18 protein-coding genes and 1 tRNA gene are annotated in these 21,876 nt (G+C 35.7%); 7 read left to right on the forward strand and 12 right to left on the reverse strand.

Annotation, left to right across the window (positions count from 1 at the left end; genetic code table 11):
- Together E7480_02085 and E7480_02090 are read right to left on the reverse strand one after the other, a co-directional pair.
- Positions 1 to 456 (reverse strand): L-sorbose 1-phosphate reductase (locus E7480_02085; protein MBE6903379.1); only part of this gene is annotated, 456 nt, incomplete at its 3' end.
- Between the two features lie 19 nt (positions 457 to 475).
- Positions 476 to 1,243 carry a DeoR/GlpR transcriptional regulator gene (locus tag E7480_02090; protein MBE6903380.1) on the reverse strand — a complete coding sequence of 256 codons (768 nt, stop codon included), beginning with the start codon at positions 1,241 to 1,243 and terminating at the stop codon, positions 476 to 478.
- Positions 1,244 to 1,528: 285 nt separating this feature from the next.
- Here E7480_02090 and polA point away from each other — a divergent pair, with 285 nt between their 5' ends.
- The 3 genes from polA (at position 1,529) to E7480_02105 (ending at position 6,321) form a co-directional block, all read left to right on the forward strand.
- Positions 1,529 to 4,042, forward strand: coding sequence for a DNA polymerase I (polA, locus tag E7480_02095; GenBank protein MBE6903381.1), 2,514 nt, complete (start codon positions 1,529 to 1,531; stop codon positions 4,040 to 4,042).
- A gap of 120 nt (positions 4,043 to 4,162) precedes the next feature.
- Positions 4,163 to 4,534, forward strand: a complete 372-nt coding sequence (locus tag E7480_02100; GenBank protein MBE6903382.1) for a BlaI/MecI/CopY family transcriptional regulator — start codon at positions 4,163 to 4,165, stop codon at positions 4,532 to 4,534.
- Positions 4,531 to 6,321, forward strand: a complete 1,791-nt coding sequence (locus E7480_02105) for a M56 family metallopeptidase (GenBank protein ID MBE6903383.1) — start codon at positions 4,531 to 4,533, stop codon at positions 6,319 to 6,321. The genes E7480_02100 and E7480_02105 overlap by 4 nt, the downstream gene beginning before the upstream one ends.
- A 53-nt stretch (positions 6,322 to 6,374) precedes the next feature.
- On the opposite strand, the gene hflB is transcribed toward E7480_02105, so the two are convergent.
- The 5 genes from hflB to E7480_02130 all read right to left on the reverse strand — a co-directional run bounded on the left by hflB (position 6,375) and on the right by E7480_02130 (position 12,425).
- A complete protein-coding gene (gene hflB, locus E7480_02110; protein MBE6903384.1) occupies positions 6,375 to 7,904 on the reverse strand; it encodes an ATP-dependent zinc metalloprotease FtsH in 1,530 nt (509 codons plus the stop codon).
- Between the two features lie 366 nt (positions 7,905 to 8,270).
- Positions 8,271 to 9,632 carry a tRNA lysidine(34) synthetase TilS gene (gene tilS, locus E7480_02115; protein ID MBE6903385.1) on the reverse strand — a complete coding sequence of 454 codons (1,362 nt, stop codon included), beginning with the start codon at positions 9,630 to 9,632 and terminating at the stop codon, positions 8,271 to 8,273.
- Positions 9,598 to 10,950 (reverse strand): replicative DNA helicase, encoded by a 1,353-nt coding sequence (gene dnaB, locus E7480_02120; protein ID MBE6903386.1) that lies wholly within the window; start codon positions 10,948 to 10,950, stop codon positions 9,598 to 9,600. Before dnaB ends, tilS begins: the two co-directional genes overlap by 35 nt.
- A 29-nt stretch (positions 10,951 to 10,979) precedes the next feature.
- Entirely contained in the window at positions 10,980 to 11,423 is a 444-nt protein-coding gene (locus E7480_02125; GenBank protein ID MBE6903387.1) for a 50S ribosomal protein L9, read from the reverse strand.
- 18 nt (positions 11,424 to 11,441) lie between these two features.
- The gene (locus E7480_02130; protein ID MBE6903388.1) at positions 11,442 to 12,425 is read right to left on the reverse strand and encodes a DUF2232 domain-containing protein; all 984 of its coding nucleotides are present in this window, start codon (positions 12,423 to 12,425) and stop codon (positions 11,442 to 11,444) included.
- Between the two features lie 183 nt (positions 12,426 to 12,608).
- Between E7480_02130 and E7480_02135 the strand changes: the two genes are divergently transcribed.
- Positions 12,609 to 12,767 carry a hypothetical protein gene (locus tag E7480_02135; GenBank protein MBE6903389.1) on the forward strand — a complete coding sequence of 53 codons (159 nt, stop codon included), beginning with the start codon at positions 12,609 to 12,611 and terminating at the stop codon, positions 12,765 to 12,767.
- Positions 12,768 to 12,811: 44 nt separating this feature from the next.
- Here the strand turns inward: E7480_02135 and E7480_02140 are convergent, their stop codons facing one another.
- Together E7480_02140 and E7480_02145 are read right to left on the reverse strand one after the other, a co-directional pair.
- A complete protein-coding gene (locus E7480_02140; GenBank protein ID MBE6903390.1) occupies positions 12,812 to 13,660 on the reverse strand; it encodes a hypothetical protein in 849 nt (282 codons plus the stop codon).
- Positions 13,661 to 14,033: 373 nt separating this feature from the next.
- A complete protein-coding gene (locus tag E7480_02145) occupies positions 14,034 to 15,038 on the reverse strand; it encodes a LacI family transcriptional regulator (GenBank protein ID MBE6903391.1) in 1,005 nt (334 codons plus the stop codon).
- Positions 15,039 to 15,247: 209 nt separating this feature from the next.
- Between E7480_02145 and E7480_02150 the strand changes: the two genes are divergently transcribed.
- Both E7480_02150 and E7480_02155 read left to right on the forward strand, forming a co-directional pair.
- Entirely contained in the window at positions 15,248 to 16,441 is a 1,194-nt protein-coding gene (locus tag E7480_02150) for a DegT/DnrJ/EryC1/StrS family aminotransferase (protein ID MBE6903392.1), read from the forward strand.
- Between the two features lie 37 nt (positions 16,442 to 16,478).
- A complete protein-coding gene (locus tag E7480_02155) occupies positions 16,479 to 17,150 on the forward strand; it encodes a hypothetical protein (protein MBE6903393.1) in 672 nt (223 codons plus the stop codon).
- Between the two features lie 45 nt (positions 17,151 to 17,195).
- Here the strand turns inward: E7480_02155 and E7480_02160 are convergent.
- From E7480_02160 to aroF, 3 genes are all read right to left on the reverse strand, one after another.
- A tRNA-Thr gene (locus tag E7480_02160) sits at positions 17,196 to 17,271 on the reverse strand.
- A gap of 98 nt (positions 17,272 to 17,369) precedes the next feature.
- Positions 17,370 to 18,212: a prephenate dehydrogenase/arogenate dehydrogenase family protein gene (locus E7480_02165; protein MBE6903394.1), complete on the reverse strand. Its 843-nt coding sequence runs from the start codon at positions 18,210 to 18,212 to the stop codon at positions 17,370 to 17,372.
- Positions 18,206 to 19,216, reverse strand: a complete 1,011-nt coding sequence (gene aroF, locus E7480_02170) for a 3-deoxy-7-phosphoheptulonate synthase (GenBank protein ID MBE6903395.1) — start codon at positions 19,214 to 19,216, stop codon at positions 18,206 to 18,208. The genes E7480_02165 and aroF overlap by 7 nt, the downstream gene beginning before the upstream one ends.
- A 757-nt stretch (positions 19,217 to 19,973) precedes the next feature.
- Here aroF and glmS point away from each other — a divergent pair.
- Positions 19,974 to 21,788 carry a glutamine--fructose-6-phosphate transaminase (isomerizing) gene (gene glmS / locus E7480_02175; GenBank protein ID MBE6903396.1) on the forward strand — a complete coding sequence of 605 codons (1,815 nt, stop codon included), beginning with the start codon at positions 19,974 to 19,976 and terminating at the stop codon, positions 21,786 to 21,788.
- Positions 21,789 to 21,876 lie beyond the last annotated feature (88 nt).

Raw genomic sequence — 21,876 nt, forward strand, 5'->3', positions numbered from 1 at the left:
GATACAGGACATAGGCTCAGCAAGAGAACCGTAGAAGAAGCTGTCGCCCTCATAGGGAAGGATACAGTCGGTTATTAAAGCAACATTGGGGATAATTATATAAGTTGCATCTCCGCCGTAGTAGGGGAAGGAATAGCCGGGAGCTTCAAGGGAGCCCTTATAGTTCATAGCAGGCTGAGCAACAAATCTCTGGCCGGGCTTGAACTTATCCTGCCACTTTTTACCTACTTCAACAATTTCACCACAGAACTCGTGTCCGATAATTGTGGGGTTCTTGTCTACATCATTGGGAACTCTTTTATGATTTCCGCCCTGGATAGCAGCCTTGTAAGAAGACATACAAAGACTGTCGGAAATAACTTTTGCAAGTATTTCATCATCCTTAATAGCCGGTAATTCGAATTCTTCGAGCCTTAAATCATTGGCGCCGTAAATTCTTAATGCTTTGGTTTTCATTTTATTTCCTCCTAAAAAATTAAACTCTTATTATCTCAATGCCGGAACGTTCGGCAGTTTTGAGTATACTTTCTTCAAGAACACCGTCTGTAATAAGAACGTCGATATCCTTGAGGGTAGCAAAGGTAAAGGGTAAAGACTTGTCAAGCTTATCGGAACTCATAAGCATAACAACTTTATTTGCTTTTTTTATTATTGCCCGTTTTACTTCACAATCAGCATAATTACCAACAGTAAAACCACCGCTTTGGGAATATCCCGAAGGAGTAGTAAAGGCAATGTCAATATTTATGCTCTTAATAAAAGAAAGGGCTTGCATACCGGAAACGGCACAGTTGTTAGAATTTATAGTTCCGCCCACCATATTAACAGTAGTACTGTATCTTTTAGAAGCTTCTATTGCAATATTGGGACCTGTAGTCAGAATAGAAAGCTTAATATCCGGTAACAGCTTAGCAAGCTCCATAGTGGTAGTACCGGAATCTAAAAACACAGCTCTGCCGGACTCTATAAATTTAACAGCATTTCTTGCAAGCCTTGTTTTAATATCCATATTTACGGTTGCACGGTGAGAATACGCAGGTTCGTGAGCAGAAGAAGAATCAAACACGGTACGCTTAGCACCGCCACGTATTTTTTGTGCAATACCCTGAAATTCCAATTTTTCTATATCACGGCGTAAAGTCATTGAAGAAACATCAGGAAAAAGTTTTTCAAGATCTTTTAAATAAACGATGTTATTTTCGTTGAGAAGTCTTTTAATTGTTTCCTGTCTGTCGTAATTCATATTGTCACCTCCGACTTTGTATTTTTACTTTAGTAAAAAGCAAAAATTTCCACACATACTTTTACCTTTACCATAATACCATATCAATATAAAATTGTCAAGAAAAAAATCACAAAAAATAACACTAATTTAACAAAAATTAACATTTTGAAATGTTAATTTTAAAAACAAGTCAAAAATATCGGGAGTAATTGACAATCGGTGCAAATTTTGATATGATTTACATATTAGATTTATATACTGATTTATTATGAAAGGAACAGCAATATAGCTGTGCAATAGCTTATGAAACTTGTAGTTTTTGATGCAAACAGTGTAATTAACAGAGCTTTTTACGGAATACGTCCTTTGACTAACAGTGAAGGACTTTCCACCAATGCAATATATGGTTTTTTAAACGTATTGTTAAAGAGTATTTCTGAGCATAAGCCGGACTATATTGTCTGTGCTTTTGATTTGAAAGCGCCTACCTTCAGACATAAGATGTATTCTGAATATAAGGCTACAAGAAAGCCTATGGCAGATGAGCTTGCACAACAGTTTCCTGTAATTAAACAGCTTTTAAATGCTATGAATATAACTATTCTTGAAAAAGAAGGCTATGAGGCAGACGATATTATAGGTACAGTTGCAAGAATATGCAGTGAGGAAAAGGTGCAGTGTATAATTGTTACCGGAGACCGTGATGATTTACAGCTTGTTGATGAAAATGTAACTGTATATCTCTCAAGCGGAAAAAGTGAAAATACTATATATGATACAAAAGCTGTAATTGAAAAGTACGGTGTTGAGCCCAAAGCGCTTATTGATGTTAAAGCGCTTATGGGAGATAGCTCTGACAATATTCCGGGAGTTGCGGGTATAGGTGAAAAAACAGCGTTATCTCTTATAGCTCAACATGGAAGCATTGAAAATATTTATGATAAAATAGATGAGCTTGAAATAAAAGAAGGCGTACGAACAAAGCTGAAAAATGATAAAGAAATGGCATTTTTGTCAAAGAAGCTGGGAATGATTGACTGCTATGTGCCTATTGACAGCTCTCTAAGCTCTTATGATTTACGTGAATATAATGCACAGGAATTGACAGCTCTCTTAAAAAGATTGGAATTTAATTCGTTTTTGGAAAGAATTTTTAAGGATAATGAGCCTGAAATTAAGCAAGTGGAAAGTATATGCGTAAAAGAAGGACAGCAAATAAAGCTTATTGACGGAAATCTTTATATTTATATTGATGATGAATTTTTCTATTTTAAAGATGAGAAGGAAATTGTAAAAATTCCTAAGCTTCCTGTTTGTCAAGAGCTTAAACAAATGCTGGAAGATAATAAAATAAAGAAGTATTCTAACAATTTAAAAGCATTGTATAAATATTGTGCTGAAAATGAAGTTGTTATGGAAAACGCTCTTTTTGACGCTATGATTGCGGCATATCTCTTAAATCCGTCTGAAAGCACATACAATGCAGAAATATTATGCAACCGTTATGCGAACGTTTCGATTTCAAATGAATATGAACTAATATTTTATTTGCCCGAAATATCGCAAAATATGATAAAGGCTTTACAAGAAGCTTCAATGCTTTCTCTTTATAATGATATAGAGGTCCCTCTGACACAGGTTTTAGCTTATATGGAGTTCTATGGATTTGAAGTGGACAAAGAAGCGTTGAGTGCTTTTTCACAAGAGCTTACAGAAAAATGTCAGCAGCTTACAGAGCAGATTTATAATCTTGCAGGTCAGGAATTTAACATCAATTCAACAAAGCAACTTGGCGAAATACTTTTCGATGTTCTTGAATTACCTGTAATAAGAAAAACAAAAACAGGCTATTCCACCGATGCAGAGGTGTTGGCAAAGCTAAGAGGATATCATCCTATAATAGACTGTATAACAGAATACAGAATGTTGACAAAGCTTAAGTCAACCTACGCAGACGGTCTTTTAAAAGTTATTTCCGATGATTCAAGAATACATTCCGTATTTAATCAGACTGTTACTCAAACAGGAAGAATAAGCAGTACAGAGCCTAATTTGCAAAATATTCCCGTAAGACACGAAATGGGCGCAAATATCAGAAAAATGTTTGTAGCAAAAGAAGGGTATACCTTAGTTGATGCTGACTATTCTCAAATAGAGCTACGTGTGCTTGCACATATAGCAGATGACGAAGAAATGATAGAAGCTTTTAAAAATGATGAAGATATTCACCGCAAAACAGCTTCTGAGGTCTTTAAAATAATGCCTGAGCTTGTAACTCCTTTGATGCGTACAAGAGCGAAAGCGGTAAATTTCGGAATAGTTTACGGAATAGGGGATTACTCACTTTCTCAGGATTTGCATATTTCAAGAAAAGAAGCAAGAAAGTATATAGACGATTATTTAGACTTTTATAAAAATGTAAAAAAATATATGTCAGATACAGTTGAAAATGCAACAAGAGAGGGATATGTAACAACTATTTTCGGCCGTCGCCGTTATATACCTGAACTCGCAGTTTCCAATAAAAATATACAAGCCTTTGGACAGAGAGTGGCTATGAATACCCCCATTCAGGGAACAGCGGCGGATATTATAAAAATTGCTATGGTGCGCGTATTTGATGCTTTGAGAAAAGAAAAGCTTCAAGCAAGACTTATTTTGCAGGTACACGATGAGCTTATAATAGAGTGTCCCGAAAATGAAAAAGAAATTGTTAAAGCTTTGCTAAAAAGAGAAATGGAAAACGCAGCAAAATTAAATGTACCTCTGAGTGTAGATGTAAACAGCGCAGATACTTGGTATAAATGCAAGGGATAAGTGTGGAAATTTTCCACACTTATTTTTTTTAGTTTTATTGCAAAAAACATCTTGACATCTTAGCTCTAATGTGTTAGAGTATATTTACTCTAATAGATTAGAGAAAGGTGGGCTGATATTATGGATACACCAAAGGTGTTTGAAAGTGAATATCGTTTTTGTTTGATTTTATGGGAGAATGAACCCGTTAAAAGCAGTAAGCTTGTAGAGCTTTGCAAAGAGCAACTCGGTTGGAAACCTACCACTACATACACCGTTATTAAACGCTTGTCTGAGCGTGGTGTGTTAAAAAATGAAAATACCGTGGTTACTTCGCTTGTAACCAAGGATGAAGTGCAAGCGGCACAACTGAATGAAATGGTAGAGAAAACCTTTGAGGGTTCATTGCCGGCATTTATAGCAGCATTTACAAAGCATCAAAAGTTAACCGATAAAGAGATTGATACGGTTCAGCAAATGATAGATAGCTTTAGGAAAGGAAAATCAAAATGAGCGGATTTTTCTTAACTGTTGTGAATATGAGCATATCGGCAAGCTGGACCTTGCTTGCTGTATTGCTTTTGCGAATACTTTTCACAAAAACTCCTAAATGGATTACGGTACTCCTTTGGGGTGTTGTTGCTGTCAGACTGATTTGCCCGTTTTCTATTGAGAGCGCAATTAGTCTTATACCAAGTGCAGAAACAATCAGCTACGAGATAATGATGGATAAAACACCCACTGTAAATTCGGGGTTTCCTGTCATAAATAATTTTATTAATCCTGTAATTAATGAGTCTTTTGCTCCTAATCCCAGTAACAGCATTAATCCTTTGCAAATTTTAATTCCTGTTCTGTCAATTGTTTTTATTGCAGGAATTGCTTTAATGCTTGGCTTTACAGTTATCAGCTATTTACGTGTAAAAATAAAATTAGGTACTGCGGTTCTTCTTCGTGATAATATCTTTCAAAGTGAAAATGTAGCTTCTCCCTTCGTACTTGGAATTATAAAGCCGAAAATTTATCTGCCGTTCAATATAAATGAGAAGGACATAGGGCATGTTATCGCTCACGAAAAAGCACACATTCGTCGTAAAGATTATTTATGGAAACCGCTTGGCTTTTTGATTCTCACACTCCATTGGTTTAATCCTTTGATGTGGCTTGGATATGTTTTGCTTTGTCGAGATATTGAGCTTGCTTGTGATGAAAAAGTTATTAAAGACTTTGATAATGAACAAAAAGCAGATTATTCTCAGGCGCTTTTAACTTGCAGCGTGAATAGACGTATGATTTCCGTATGTCCTCTTGCATTTGGTGAGGTTGGAGTGAAGGACAGAGTAAAATCTGTAGTTAAATATAAGAAACCTGCATTTTGGATTGTTGCTGTTGCTGTTGCTTTAAGCATTGTATTTGCCATATGCTTTCTCACAAATCCCGCACACAACAAAATTAAAAACATAGAAAATATGTTGTTATCGCAAACGGTAGAGGAAACTGTTAATGTTATGTATTCTAACGACGGACATACTTATAGCGCCCTTAACGGATTTAGTAAAGATTATTTGAAAGAGCTTGTCGATATAAATATTTCTAATAGGGAAATATCAAAAAATCGCAGTGAAGACAGAGAAGGCAAATATATCATTGTTCTTAGAACAGAAAAAGATACCGAGCCTACTATTTATTCACATATCAAGGGTGTATGTATTTGCTTTAATTCTGATTTTTCTGAGGTTTGGGTTAATGACGGCGTTAAACCTACGCTGAGTTATAAAGTAATAAATCCCAAAAAGGCAAAAGGAATTTATGAAAAGATAGCTGATTATGATTATTATTCTGCAAAATTCTTTTGGGCTTATTCTCCTATGCTAAGTTATACCGGGCACTATGCAAAAGCCTTTCTTTTTGATTTGGATTATACCCATATAGAAGCTACCTGCACATATGGTGAAATGTGGAACCTTGATGCTAAGGGACAACCTAAAGCTAAAACACTGCAATTTGAAAAAGGTCAATGTGTTTATTGGTCACCTGAGGAAGCAGTTGCTGAAAAAATTCCTAAAATATCAAAAGTGGAATTTTCTGTATATGACGGCAATAATAAAATATATTCTTCTACTGTTATTTTTGAATGTATTTCACGGGTTTTAAGTTCTGCTGAATTTGAAATATATATTGAAAAATCAAATGGATTGTTCCTTGTTCAAAAAGACGGTGCGATGTGTTTTGTTGAAAAGAAAAACAGCTCTGTTTCCAATATTGGCGGTGTTGATGCAACTGATGTAAAAATATTTTAATAAAAAAATCAAAGCAGATTTTCTTTAGTGAGAAAATCTGCTTTGTTGTTTCATTATTCTTGAGTTGTTTTTTCTGAAGCTCTGTTAAAAACAGATTCTTCACGTTTGGGCATTTCTTCACCGAATAAAGCGTAAAATTCAACGCCTGTAATTTTTTCTTTTTCTACAAGCATCTGAGAAAGCTCGTGAAGAACATTGATGTTTTCTTTAAGAATTTCAATAGCTTTTTCATATGCAGTATTGATAATTTTTTGAATTTGTTCGTCAATCTTAGAAGCAGTAGCCTCGGAATAGCTTGTCTTAGATGTAAAGTCTCTTCCTAAGAATACTTCGTCGTGGTCTGAACCGAAAGCAATTGTGCCCAATTCACTCATACCGAATTTTGTAACCATCTGACGTGAAATTGCAGTAGCTCTTTCGATATCGTTTGAAGCTCCTGTAGAAATATCATCAAGAGCAATAGTCTCTGCGGCACGTCCGCCCAAAAGGGAAACAATGCTTTCTGACATCTCATTTTTGCTCATATATGATTTGTCATCGTGGGGGAGATACAGAGTATATCCGCCTGCCATACCTCTTGGTACAATGGAAATTTCGTGAACAGGGTCTTGGGTTTTTAAGAATTTTGAAACTATAGCATGACCTGCTTCGTGATAAGCGGTATTAATTTTGTCTTTCTTTGATACAACACGGGATTTCTTTTCTACACCAATTGTAACACGGCGTATAGAGTCCTCAATATCCTGCATATCTATAGCAGCCTTCTTACGTCTTGCAGCAAGAAGAGCAGCTTCGTTAAGAATGTTTTCAAGGTCAGCTCCTGTAAAGCCTGTAGTACCTCTTGCAATTGTTTCTAAATCTACGCCGTCTGCAAATTTCTTGTTTCTTGCGTGAACCTCAAGAACTGCTTTTCTTCCTTTAACGTCAGGAACAGCAACAACAATCTGTCTGTCAAAACGTCCGGGACGGAGTAATGCACGGTCAAGAATATCGGCACGGTTTGTTGCGGCAATAACAATAACTCCTTCGTTAACACCGAAACCGTCCATTTCAACCAAAAGCTGATTAAGAGTTTGCTCTCTCTCGTCGTGACCGCCGCCGAGACCTGCGCCTCTCTGTCTGCCCACAGCATCGATTTCGTCAATGAAAACAATGGAGGGTGCGCTCTTTTTAGCTTGGTCAAAAAGGTCACGAACACGGGAAGCGCCTACACCGACATACAGCTCAACGAAATCGGAGCCTGAAATGGAATAGAAGGGGACACCTGCTTCTCCGGCAACAGCCTTTGCAAGCAAGGTTTTACCTGTTCCGGGGTTACCTACAAGCAATACACCCTTGGGGATTCTTGCGCCTAAATCAATATATTTTTTAGGATTCTTAAGGAAATCAACTATTTCTTCAAGCTCTTCCTTTTCTTCATCTGCACCGGCAACGTCTTTAAATGTAGTTTTGCTTTTATCGTTATTGGCTGTTTTTATACGGGCTTTTCCAAAGCTCATAGCTTTGCCCCCGCCGTTCATTTGGTTTGCCATAAACAGCCATAGGAAAATAAAAACAATAATTATTATAGCAGTAGGAATCATAGATACCCACCAGGGAAAAGTAACAGGCGGGATTAAATCGTAGCTGATGGTTCCTTCTTTTCTCTGTTCTGTAATAGCTTCATCTACATCTTCAAGAAAAAGACCTACGCTGTAAAGATTGTATTTATATGTTTTTCCGTCTTTAAGCTCATATATAAGTGTTGAATCATCTATTTTAAAAGCAGTAACTTCTCTGTTTTCGAATTTATTTATAATATCGGAATATTTAACTGCTTCTGTTGTTCCTGTGCCTCTGAATAAAAAAGCAATAACAAGGAAAGCAAGAAGAATTACAACATAAAAGCTTATTGTACTGATTTTTGGTTTTTTCAAACTTTGGTCACTCCTTAGTAATATGTTAAAAGATTATATTTTTACACAGATAATGTTAACAGAATTGCTGCTTGGAGCAACTCTTTTGGCAACCCCTATTTTTTCAATATAAACAATGCCCTCATCATCCTTAAGAAAAATAAGAGAATTGCGCTGAAAAGCAGGAATTTTTTTGTCAATAAGAAGCTTTTTTATAGATTTGGAACCACAAGCATTATATGCATAAAAGCGTTGAGATTTTGCTCCTTGATTGCAAATTGGTCTATTTACAATTTTCAGATTGCCAATAAGTTTATCACAATCTATGCTGTTTTTGATTTCTAAATTGTTAACATTTTTTGTAATATTAAAAACTTTTCCGCAAGGTAAAATGTTTTGCCCTTCTTTAACGGGAATTTCAAACTTTTCTTCAGCACTTTCTTCCAAATGCTTGAATAAAAGCTTACCGTAATTTATTATAGCATAAAAATCTCCGCTGATTTGTACTTTTTTTGAGGTTTCTCCAAATTTCATAAGATTGTATAAATTTGAGATTGTTTTTGAATTTATTTCTATATTGCTACATACAAATACAGCCTTTTGTAAACACCTTTTTGCAATAGATGGGTGTAGTGAACGAATAATATTCAAATCAATAGCACTGTCGGAGTAACAGCGATTGAATTGTTCTTCTACAGTATTTTGAATAAAGTCATAGTCTTCACTTAAACTGCTTGCAGTTTTTGAAAAGGAAGAAACAACCTCGGGATTTATATCGCAAAGAGCAGGGAGTACATTGTGTCTGAGCTTGTTTCTTGTATAATCAAGAGAAAAGTTTGACATATCCTGAACAAAAGAAAAATTATTTTTATTACAATAATTTAATATATCCTCTTTTTTTACGAATAAAAGCGGACGTATTATATTATCTCTTACAGGCAAAATTCCTCTTAAGCCCTTAAGTCCTGCGCCTCTGGTAAGATTGAAAAGTAAGGTTTCGGCACAGTCGTCGCTGTTGTGCGCAACTGCGATTTTCTGGGAATTTGTATCGGCAAGAATTTTGTTAAAAAATTCGTATCTGACATTCCTTGCGCACTCTTCAATGCCTTGATTTGTTTGCTCGGCTAAAAGAGAAATATCTTTTCTTAAAACAAAAAGCTTTATATTTTCTTGTGCGCAAAGCTTTTTTACAAATTCCTCGTCTGAAAAGGCAGCTTCATCACGAAGCATATGATTAATATGTGCCGCAAAAAGCTTTATATTTTTTTCTTTACAAATATTTTTTAAAATATGAAAAAGCGCAACCGAGTCGGCGCCGCCTGACAGCCCCAGAACAATTCCTGAGGTGTTGTCTAACATATTGTATTTTTCAATAGCTTTTTTAGCTTCGAGAGCCGGATTTGCTTGAACCTTCATCAAGCCATTTCTCCTTTGAGGTAAATCTTGTAAATTCTCCTATCCACTGAAGGTCAACCTTTCCGGTTCCGCCGTGACGGTTTTTGGCAATTATACATTCACAGAGATTTTTAGTTTCACTGTTTTTGTTATAATAATCATCACGGTATAAAAACCATACTGAATCGGCATCCTGCTCTATTGAACCGGATTCACGAAGGTCGCTTAGCATAGGACGTTTGTCGGTTCTTGATTCAGGACCTCTGGCAAGCTGAGAGAGGGTAATAACAGGAACGTTAAGCTCTTTAGCCATAACCTTAAGAGAACGTGAAATCTCAGAAACCTCTTGTACTCTGTTCCCGCTTTTTGAGCCTCCGCCCATAAGCTGTAAATAGTCGATAATAACAAGACCGAGATTTTTAACACGGCGTAGCTTTGATTTCATTTCGCTTACGCTTACATCGGTAGAGTCGTCTAAAAGTATTTTCGCACGGCATAAAGCTCCTGCAGCATCTGCAAGTTTATCCCAATCGGAATCGTTTAGATTTCCTGTTCTGAGCTTTTTACTGTCAACTAAAGCCTCAGAGCAAAGCATTCTTTCAGCCAATTGCTCTGTGGACATTTCCAAAGAGAAAATAACGACTTTTTTATTGGACTTTGTGGCAACATTTTGAGCAATATTGAGAGCAAAGCTCGTTTTTCCCATACCGGGACGTGCCGCTAAAATTATAAGGTCGGAGTTGTGAAGACCGGAAATTTCATTATCAAGAGCAGAAAAATGTGTTTTTATTCCTAAATATTCATCTCTGTCTTCTCCTTGCATCTTGTGAAGCCTGTCAAGAGTAGAAATGACAGCAGAGGTAAGAGATACAAATTCTTTAGAATTTCTGCTTGAGGTTATGTTGAAAATCTTTTGCTCTGCAGTATCAACTATATGACTTACATCACCCGATTGGTCATAGCATATTTCACTTATATCGTTAGATGCTTTAATAAGTCCTCTCAATACAGCTTTTTGAGCAACAATTTCAGCATAAACTTTAACGTTTTTAGCAGTGGGAACACTTTGAGCTATAGAATAAAGATATTCTTTTCCTGTTTCCTCACTGTAAACACCGTTTTCCACAAGAGCAGCAAGCAAAGTTACAATGTCTATGGCTTCGCCTTTGTTGTTCATAGAGAAAATACAGTCAATAATATCTCTGTGAGCTTCAACGTAAAAATCAGAAGCCTGGCAGATAGAAAAAACGTCTCCGATGCAATCGGAATCTATAAGTATAGAGCCAATAACAGATTGCTCTGCTTCAAGACTGTATGGCAGTTTTCTCAAATCGTCCATGTTCTTCACCTTGCTTTCTTTGGAATTTGTTATTCAATAACGTTTACCTTCATTTTTGCAACAACATCGGTATAAATTTTAATTTCGGCATTGTAGCCGCCAAATGCCTTTATAGGCTCGTCAAGAGATATCTTTCTTTTGTCTATATCAATATTGTGTACCTTTTTCAAAGCTTCTGCAATTTCTTTTGATGTAACAGCACCGAAAAGTCTTCCGCCTGCACCTGCTTTTGCGTGAAGCTCAAGAGAAATCTTTTCTATTTTAGCTTTAAGCTCAAGAGCTGCTTTCTTTTCTTCGCTTAATCTGTAGTCCTGAGCGGCCTTCTGAGAATTCATTACAGTAACATTCTGTGCGTTTGCTTCAACTGCAAGGCCCTTAGGTAAAAGAAAATTGCGTGCATAACCGTCAGATACATTTATAAGCTGACCTTTTTTTCCTTGACCTTTAACATCTTGTTGTAAAATAACTTTCATAATAATATATATCCTTTCTTAAGACTTTTTTTTATTAGCTATTTTCTTTCGTATGCCGAAAAAGACATCAACAACACCTAAAGCGCCTATTAAAGAGGAAACGCCTAAGGGTAAAATGCATATTGTAACTAATAAAAAAAGCAAAATTCTTTGAGCTAACAGGGAAATGTTGCTTTTGTTCATAAAGAAAGCAATTACACCTATTCCCACAAAAATAAATATAGTTGATAAAACGGTATAAAGATTATAAAAAGCAATACCCAAGCTGTTTTCAAATAACATCTGTCCAAAAAGACATATTATCATAACAACAGCAGAGCTTCTTTCGAGAGAAAACTCGTTAAATCTTCCCATTTTAGAGACATCAAATCCGGAAAGTCTCAAAAGGTTTCTTGAAATAAATAAAGCAAAAAACAATATATAACAAACAAAGGAAATAATAATAGAAAATATTGCATTTTGAAGAGTGGCTTCAATAACTGTAAAGCTTTGATTGATTATTTCAGAAATTTGACCCGCATATTCAGGAGATAAAACCTCATAAAACTGTATAATATTGTCAAAGTATGCACGTAGCGGAGTTGTCAGCGGTGAAAAAACGTGGATTATTGCATTCGCAGAAAGAGAACCGCCTCTCATATATATAAAAATCAATAACGTTAAAGAAGCGCAGATAGCTTCAAAAACAGTTGAAGCAAAAAATATTTCTTTAACACTTTTGCCTTTTGTTATAAGAAAATAAATAAGCCCTGCAGTGAGGAAAATTGAAAAAATAAGAAAAGTTATATAATAATTATTTCCTGAAAATAAACTGAAAGCGACACTGAGAACAGGGACAATAACCAAAAAAGGTTTGTGAACAAAAGGACAAGCTAAAACAAAAAAGCTGATAGTGATAATCGCTGTCACAAATAGAAGAGCGGGGGAGAGACAGCTTAATAAACAGCTTATAAAAGAAACCGCCAAAAACAGATAACCTTTAATGACGGAGTTGGTTTTCATATATAATCAAACTCCTTGAAAAAATTGCCCAAAAACGACTAATATACCAATCTAAGCCATTATATCACAAAATTCAAAAAAATCAAGACAAATATATGTATATGAATTAAAAAATACGGAAATATACTATTATATACTGTAATGATTTTTTTGAGGTATATTATGGAGCATTATAAAATACCGATAGGCTTGGGAATGGCGTTGGCACGAAGACCTGAAGCTATGGAAAAGTTTGCAGCCTTAGGCGAAAGTAAAAAGCGGGAGATTATAGATGGCACACATTCAATAGCTTCTAAAGAAGAGATGCGTCAATATGTGGATAAAATCATATCATTGTATTGATATAATAGCGTGCCTTGTATAAGACCAGGCACGCTATTTTAAGCTTAAGTGTATTCAAATTCAAAACTTGCTCTATTACTTGTAAACTGATATAATACTTTACCTCTATAAGAAAAGATATAGCGTGCTTCGCAGGAGGCGCTTTCGTGAATAGTCCTGTCCATTTTGCCGCTTATGGGAGCATAGAGAGGAAGAGAGTTCTTTTTAATAAGCGTTGCACAAAGCTTATAATTACCCTGTGTGACAATAACACTGTTTTCATTGATGCTTTTTACTTTAGCTCCCAGATAAGTCGCAATTCGGTATTGCTTGCCGTTAAGCATAACTACACCGATAATTCCCGTAAAACAAAATAAGCCAAAAGGAATATTTGCAACCGAAAGCATCAATGAACAATTTTCGAAACAGCACTGAGTCCATATATATTTTTCAGGGAAAGAGCGTCCGCAATCACCCTCAATATAGCCCAATGAATTTTGAAAATTAAATAGTTGACCGTTAATAATAATTTCTCCGTCCACTATATGCCTCATACTGTAAACGCTGTGTCTGCATTCCATAAAAGGAATAAATTTAAAAGGTCCCATAATATCGTACCGAAGGGGAGAAAAGGCGCTGAATTTCAAATTACCGCTGACGGTAAGCTTATCATTTTTAAAATTGATATCTATTCCTTTTTTAGAGAAAACACAATTTTCCAAAACAATACATAAAGGGTTTTCGCGATATTTTAATGAATTGAAAGGTATGTTAAATACGGCATTATCTGTAATAATTTGCACAGAAGCAGTCTCTTGATTACCGCTGCTGTGAAAAGCAGGAATAAATGCAAGAGTTTTGTTCTCAGAAAAGCATTTAAAATACCAGCCTTTAAAATAATCTTTTTTAAACAATATTTTCACTCCGTAATTTGCTTATTGTTTCTTTATTATCCCTTATTGTTAAAACAGATATTCATTTTAAAGGCTAAAAGAATACAGTGTATACATATTGTATCTATATTGTAGACAAAGCAAGATCTTCCACATTGGAAAATCTTGCTTTGATGATTATTATATTATGTAAGATTTTTTTTTTCTTTCTCGAACAGTCCGATAAAGCAAAAAACTAAACCTATCAAAGGAACAAAAACATAAATATATTCTACTATGCCGGGCAAATCGTAACCACGGTCAAGCACAACTACAAAAATTGAAAATAATATAAGTGCAATTCCGAATAATATTTTTTTCATTATAATTTCCTTCTTGATCGATTTTAATTACTCTAAATCTTCTTTACTGAATCACGGGCTATTAAGCAGTCAGATGGAACAATAATGTTTTCTGTAGGTTTGCCGTCTAATTTGTTAACAAGAAGTTCGATGGCAAACCTTCCCATTTCTTTTTTATCAATTTTAATTGTTGTTAAAGAGGGCTCGATATATTTGGAAATAATAATATCGTCAATTCCTATAAAAGAAATATCTTCGGGAATTTTAAGTCCGTGGTCTTTTGCGCATTTCATTGCATTGATTGCAAGCATATCTGCAGCACAAAAAACAGCGGAGGGGCGTTTAGAAGAGCTTAAAATCTTATCCATAGCATCATAAGCTTCCTTTTCACTATTAGCATCTATACATAGCCAATCAAGAGAAATCAATATTCCGTTTTCGTTTAAAGCTTTGCTAAAGCCGCTGAATACCTCTGAAAAGAATGTTGAAGAGAAGTTAGAGGATATAAAGCCTATTTCCTTATGTCCCATATCTATAAGGTGTTTTGTAGCAGTATATGCAGAGACAGAGTAATCGGCATTTATATAGTTAAAGGAATTTTGGATAGTGCTATCAATTAAAACTGCAGGGATGTTTTTACTGTTAACATAATCTAACATATGGTTGTCGACGTTTTGAAAAAAAACAACTCCGTCTGCATCGCCACGTTCCAATATGTCAATGAATGAATGCTTGGAAAAATCATCGGAAATTTCAGAAAATACAATATTGTATCCGTATTCTGAACTTTTTTCAAGAAGCCCCTGTGCTATTTCGAAATAAAAAAAGTTATTAAAAGGATTAGAAGTACTTTTTACTACGATACATATATTAAATGATTTATTAAGGATAAGTCGTCTTGAACTTAAATTTGGCACAAAATTTGTAGAAGCAATAATATCTTCAACTTTTTTTCTTGTCTTAGGACTTACACCTTCTTTGCCGTTGATTACAAAAGATACAACAGTAGTAGAAACTCCGGCCATTTTGGCAATATCTTTTATTGTAAGTTTTGACATTATAATCACCTTTCTCTAAAGACCTAACCAATACATTATATCACAAAAACAGAGCAATTGCAACAACAAGAAAATAAATCATATAGAACAAATGCAAAACGTTTTATAAAAAAATAAAAAAAGTATTGACAAATGAGATAAATTGATTATAATGGAGTTATGTAAACCGTTTGGATTTATATTAATTTATTTTGAAAGGAAGATGTAAAATGGCAGGCGGTCCTGGTGCATATGTTTTTGGCGAAGAAGAAATTAGAGAAATTCAAGAGGTGACAGATGCTAAATATCTGTTCCGCTATGGTTCACTTGACAACCCTAGTTTCAAGAGAAAGGTTTTCACATTTGAAGAAGAATTTAAGAAGAAGATGGGTGCAGATTACTGTGTTGCTACTAGCAGCGGAACAGGCTCTTTGATGTGTTGCTTATCAGCAATCGGTATACAGCCCGGAGATGAAGTAATTGTTCCCGGATATACCTTTATTGCATCTATATCATCAATTATTCTTATGAATGCTATCCCTGTTTTAGCAGAAATCAACGATAGCCTTACAATCGATCCTGAAGATGTAAGAAAGAAAATAACAGATAAAACAAAAGCTATCATGGTTGTACATATGCTCGGTAATCAGTGTAATATGGATGAAATCATGAAGATAGCTAAAGAACACAATTTGTACGTTATTGAAGACTGCTGTCAAGCATGCGGTGCTTCTTATAAGGGCAAGAGACTTGGTACAATCGGAAATATCGGTGCATTTTCACTTAACTTCTTTAAAACAATCTCTACCGGTGATGGCGGTGCTGTTATCAGTAATGACTATGATATGTATGAGAGAGCTTTTGGTTTCCACGATCAAGGTCATAAGCCCAACAGAACAGGTGTTGAGGTTGGTAAAAGAAGTATCGTTGGTATGAATATGAGAATGAACGAGCTTACAGGTGCTGTTGCTATTGCTCAGACAAGAAAGCTTGATGAAATTCTTACAACATTACGTACAAAGAAAGCTAAGCTTAAGGCTATGATCAGCGGACTTAACGGCTTCAAGTTCAGAACAATCAACGATGAAGCAAACGAGTGTGCAACTCTCTTAACTTTAATCTTTGATACAAAAGAATTAGCAGATGCATTCTGTGCAGAAGTAAATTCTAAGACAATTTGCCATTCCGGTTGGCACGTATACAACAATATGGAGCAGATCTTGAACTTTGACGGCGGAAAGAGATACCACAAGAATATGCTTCCTCAGACTGATGATATATTAGAGAGAGCAGTAAACATCAGCGTTGGCGTTGTTGACGGCGGTCTTGGCTCTGCTTTCGGTATCAACATCAATTCAACCGATGAAGAAATCGAAGCTGTTGGTAACAAGATTATAGAAGTTGTTAATAAATTAACCAAATAATAACTAATAAAGTGTTTATTTGATAAGGAGAATAACGATGAAAAAATTTAAGTATTCCGTAGGCCCTTGGAACGTACACGAGGGAGCAGACGCTTATGGTCCTGCTGTAAGAAAAACTATCGAATTTGGCAAGAAGCTTGAAGAATTCAAAAAAATCGGTATTGATGCTATTCAGTTCCACGATGATGATGCAGTACCGGAGTTAAATGACTTAACAAATGAGCAAATCATCGCTCGCGCAAAAGAAGTTCGCTCTATGTTGGATAACAATGGCTTGGTAGCAGAATTTGTTGCTCCGAGACTTTGGATGGACGGTCACACAATCGATGGCGGATTTACATCCAATAGCGAAAAAGACAGAGAGTTTGCAATGTACAGAGCATATCGTTCAATTGATATTGCAAATACACTCGGATGCGATAAGGTTGTATTGTGGCTTGCAAGAGAAGGTACTCTTTGCTATGAAAGTAAAGACCCTGTTTTAGCAGTAAACAGACTTATCGAATCAATTAACAAGATGCTTGATTATGATAAGAACATCAAAATTTTGATTGAGCCTAAGCCCAATGAGCCTATTGATAGAAATGTTTGTCCTACAATGGGTCACGTTATGGCAGTTTCCGCTGCTTCTAACGATCCTTCAAGAGTAGGTGGACTTTTAGAGTCAGCACACGCTATTTTACGAGTGTTCATAACTTACCTCAAATGATAGTAAAGAACCTCAGCACGCAATTTGCGTGTCGAGGTTCTTTACTGGAGCTGGTGATCGGACTTGAACCGACGATCTGCTGATTACGAATCAGCTGCTCTACCGACTGAGCCACACCAGCGTATAAATGAGGACTGTTTTAAGTCCTCATTTTTTATGTATAATTCTGTTCAATAATATACCATATTTTTAAAAGAATGTCAATTGAGAAATCTCCTATTATTCAAGCTCATTTTTGTCTATCTTTACCTTTCTGTCACTGCCTTCCTTGAGAAGCGAAAAGAGAGCTTGTCTGTCATTGGATTTTATTGCATCCTTGTATTGATTTAAGGAGTTTATAATGCTGTCTATTTCAAATAAAAGGTTTTCTTTATTGTCCATAAAAAGCTGTGTCCACATCTCAGCACTTAATTGAGCAACACGGGTTAGATCCTTGTAGCTTCCTGCAGAAAAACCGTGATGTACAGCTGCAGACGGACTTTTAACATATGCGTTTGAAACAACGTGAGCAAGCTGAGAGGTGTATGCAATTATTTTGTCGTGATTTTGAGCAGATGTAACAGAAACACTTTCAAAACCTGCTAATACAAGAATATCCTTTATTTTTGATAATAGCGCAATATCTTCGTTTTTCTTTGGAACTAAAATCATATTTGCGCCGCAAAATAAATCTTCCTTAGAGTTTTTATAGCCGGAATTTTGCAATCCTGCCATAGGGTGTCCACCTACAAAATGAAAATTATTTTTATCTGCTATATCAAAACAGGGAGAACAAATTTTTTCTTTAACGCCGCAACAATCAATAACAATTGAGTCTTTTTTGAAAAAGCTTTGATTTTTAAGAATATATTCGACGGTTGCATCGGGGTATAAAGCAATAAAAACAGCATCACAAAGCTTTAAGGTATCCTGTGTCAAAGCTGCATCTAAAGTGCCGGTCATAATAGCATATTGCAGAGTGATAGTGTCAATATCAAAACCGTAAACAGTATTGTTGCTTTTTTTATAAGCTTTAGCAAGAGAACCGCCGATAAGACCTAAACCAACAATTCCTATTACCATTTGTTCATTTCTCCTTTTATTGCAAACGCCTTCTTGGAAAGAATTTCAAATTGTTCAGGGGAGAGGGATTGAGCGCCGTCGCATAATGCCTTTGAAGGATTGTTATGAACTTCAATCATAAGACCGTCTGCACCGCCTGCTACAGCTGCAAGAGCTAATGAAGGAACTATTCTTGAAATTCCGCAAGCGTGGCTTGGGTCAACAACAACGGGAAGATGAGACAGTTCTTTAAGCATACAAACCGCAGATAAATCAAGAGTGTTTCTTGTGTAGGTTTCAAAGGTTCTGATTCCTCGTTCGCATAAAATTATATTTTCGTTGCCGCCGGACATAATATATTCAGCGCTCATAAGTAATTCGTTAATAGTGCTTGAAAGACCTCTTTTTAAAAGAATGGGCTTTTTTGTTTTACCTAATTCTTTAAGAAGCTCAAAGTTTTGCATATTTCTTGCGCCTACCTGAATGATATCAACATCATCAAAAAGAGGCAGATGGTTTGCATTCATAATTTCAGTAATTATAGGCATTTTTGTAGCTTCTTTAGCTTTTTTCAAAAGGTCTATTCCTTGGGCACCGAGACCTTGGAAATCATAGGGCGAGGTTCTTGGTTTAAAAGCACCGCCTCTCAAAACAGAAGCACCGCTTTTTTTTACGCTGTCAGCAATTTCGATAATCTGCTGTTCACTTTCGACTGAACATGGACCTGCAATCAATACGAAATTTCCACCGCCTATTTTAACATCGTCAGAAATCTGAACAATAGTGTCGTCAGGGTGAAACTTTCTGTTGGCATTTTTAAAAGGCTCAGTTATTCTTGTAACCTTTTCGACAATATCAAGACCTTCTAAAAGATTGACGTCAATTTTACCGGCATCTCCGATAAGGCCCATAATAGTTTGAAATTTTCCTTTTGAAAGGTGAACCTGCATTCCTTGGTTTTCAAGCCAATCGGTAAGATTGTCTATTTGAGGTTGTGGGGAATTTTCTTTTAAAAGAATAATCATAAATTATCGTGTCCTTTCCTTTGATAAAATAAATAAAAAAACTCAGCAGTGTAATTACTGCTGAGCATAAATAAACGGAATAATTTGTTGCAGCAAAAACACTCTTATTATTTTTTTCTGAAATAATAAGAGTAATAATACTTTGAAGCAACACAATTGATAAACATTATCCCGATATCCTTTCTTTTTTCTCAGTATAGCACTGATTTTTTAGTTTGTCAAATATATTTTTAAAAAAACAGTAGACAAAATTGAAAAAATATAATATAATAAATTGAGCTTTAAAAGGAGGATAGATTAGTAAGCTTTTAAACGTTTAGCTTGTTTTTAAAACAGTTTTGCTGCGTTAGCGCCGGAACCGAGAAATTTATCGGTTGACGAGGAAAGGGTTATCGAAATTATCGGCGGATACCCTTCGGCAATCTGTGCGGTCGTGAGCCTTTCGTTAAAAAGCGGGAGTAATTCCGTAACAAAGCGAAAGTAGGCACAGATTATTTATAATAATATGCAAATTGAGTTTTAAAGAGGGCGTTTTGCATCCTCTTTTGGTTTTGCGTGTTTTTTTATAGTTTTTGAACTGAAAGCGAGAGACGAGTTCGCTTTTATATATTCATTTGAATATTTTTAAAAAAATCTCTGGAATTTATTCAGGGTTTATAGTGCTACAAAAAAACAGCAAAACCGCACTTGAAATACGGTTAACCGTTACCGAATAAACGGAAAATATGCTTAAAAGCGTATTAAAGAAAGGATTATTATGTGCGGAATAGTTGGATATATAGGAAAAAGACAGGCAGCAGAAATTCTTATAGAAGGTCTTAAAAAGCTTGAATACAGAGGCTATGACTCTGCAGGTATTGCAGTAAGATATGAAGATGGAATAATAGTTGAAAAATCCAAAGGCAGATTGGCAGATTTAGAAGCTAAGCTTGAAAAATGCGGTGTTCCTACAGGAAATATAGGAATAGGACATACCCGTTGGGCAACTCACGGTGAGCCTTCTGACGTTAATTCTCATCCCCACTGCGGCGGAAAAGTAACTCTTGTTCATAACGGAATTATTGAGAACTATATTCCTTTAAAGCAACAGCTTATTGAACAGGGAAGAGTTTTCGTATCTCAGACAGATACAGAAGTAGCAGCACAGCTCATTGACTCTTTATATAAGGGCGATCCCTTTGATGCTATTTTCTCGGCTATGGATATAATTAAAGGCTCATATGCTTTTGGAATTATGTTTGAAGATATTCCCGATAAAGTTTTCGCAGTAAGAAAAGACAGTCCTCTTGTAATAGGAGTAGGCGAGGGAGAAAACTATATAGCTTCCGATATTCCCGCAATTTTAAATCATACAAGAGAATATTATCTTATTGATGAAAAGGAATTGGTAGTACTTACAAAGGACAGCGTTAAGATTTACGGTGCTGACAGAAAAGAAATAAACAAAGAAACTATGACAGCAACCTGGGATATTGAAGCAGCGGAAAAAGGCGGATATCCTCACTTTATGATAAAAGAAATTCACGAAGAGCCTAAGGCTTTGAGAGATACAATACTTCCCAGACTCGCTAACGGAATAGATAATATTTTAGGTGAAGAATTAGAAGATACTTCCGAAATAAAAAGAATAGTAGTTGTTGCTTGCGGCTCTGCTATGCATGCAGGCTTATTGGGTAAATATGCAATAGAAAAGCTTGCAAGAGTTCCCGTTGATGTGTGTATCGCTTCGGAATTCCGTTATTGCGACCCCATTTTAAATAAAGGTGATTTGGTAATACTTATTTCTCAGTCGGGAGAAACAGCAGACTCTCTTGCAGCATTACGTCTTGCAAAACAAAGAGGAATACCCGTTTACGCTATTGTAAATGTTGTAGGCTCCTCTATTGCACGTGAAGCTGATAAAGCAATCTTTACTTGGGCAGGTCCCGAAATTGCAGTTGCAACTACCAAGGCTTATTCTACACAGACAGCCGTTATGTACGTTCTTGCATTAAGACTTGCTATGGACAGAAAAACAATCTCCCGTGAATATGCTCAAAAGCTTTCAGATGCTCTTTGCGCTATTCCCGAAAAGGTTGAAAAAATTCTTGAAAATGTCAAAGAATATGAAGAGCTTGCAGCCTTCAATAAAGATATTCACGATTTATTCTTTATAGGACGCGGACAGGACTACGCTCTATGCTGTGAAGGTTCATTAAAGCTTAAAGAAATTTCATATATGCACAGTGAAGCATATGCGGCAGGCGAGCTTAAACACGGAACGATTTCTCTTATCTATGATGGAGTTCCCGTTGTTGCGGCAGCTACCGAAGAAGCTCTTATGGAAAAAACAATAAGCAATATAAAAGAAGTTAAAGCAAGAGGCGCATTTGTTATATTCCTTTGTAAGAAGGGCGCAGTAAAAGAAAATGATTTTTATGATAAACTCATAGAAATTCCCGAAACAGAAGAACTGTTTATGCCTCTTCTCTCAATTGTTCCTTTACAAACCTATGCTTATTATACTTCAATCTGCAAGGGTTGTGACGTTGATAAGCCCAGAAACTTAGCAAAATCAGTAACAGTTGAATAAAACAAAAGCCCGACTGTAAATTTTTATTACAGTCGGGCATATTTTTAGCTAAAAGAATCTGTAAAGCATTACAACTTTACAGATTTCA

The organism is Oscillospiraceae bacterium (genome assembly GCA_015067255.1).
Classification (GTDB): Bacteria; Bacillota; Clostridia; order Oscillospirales; family SIG519; genus SIG519.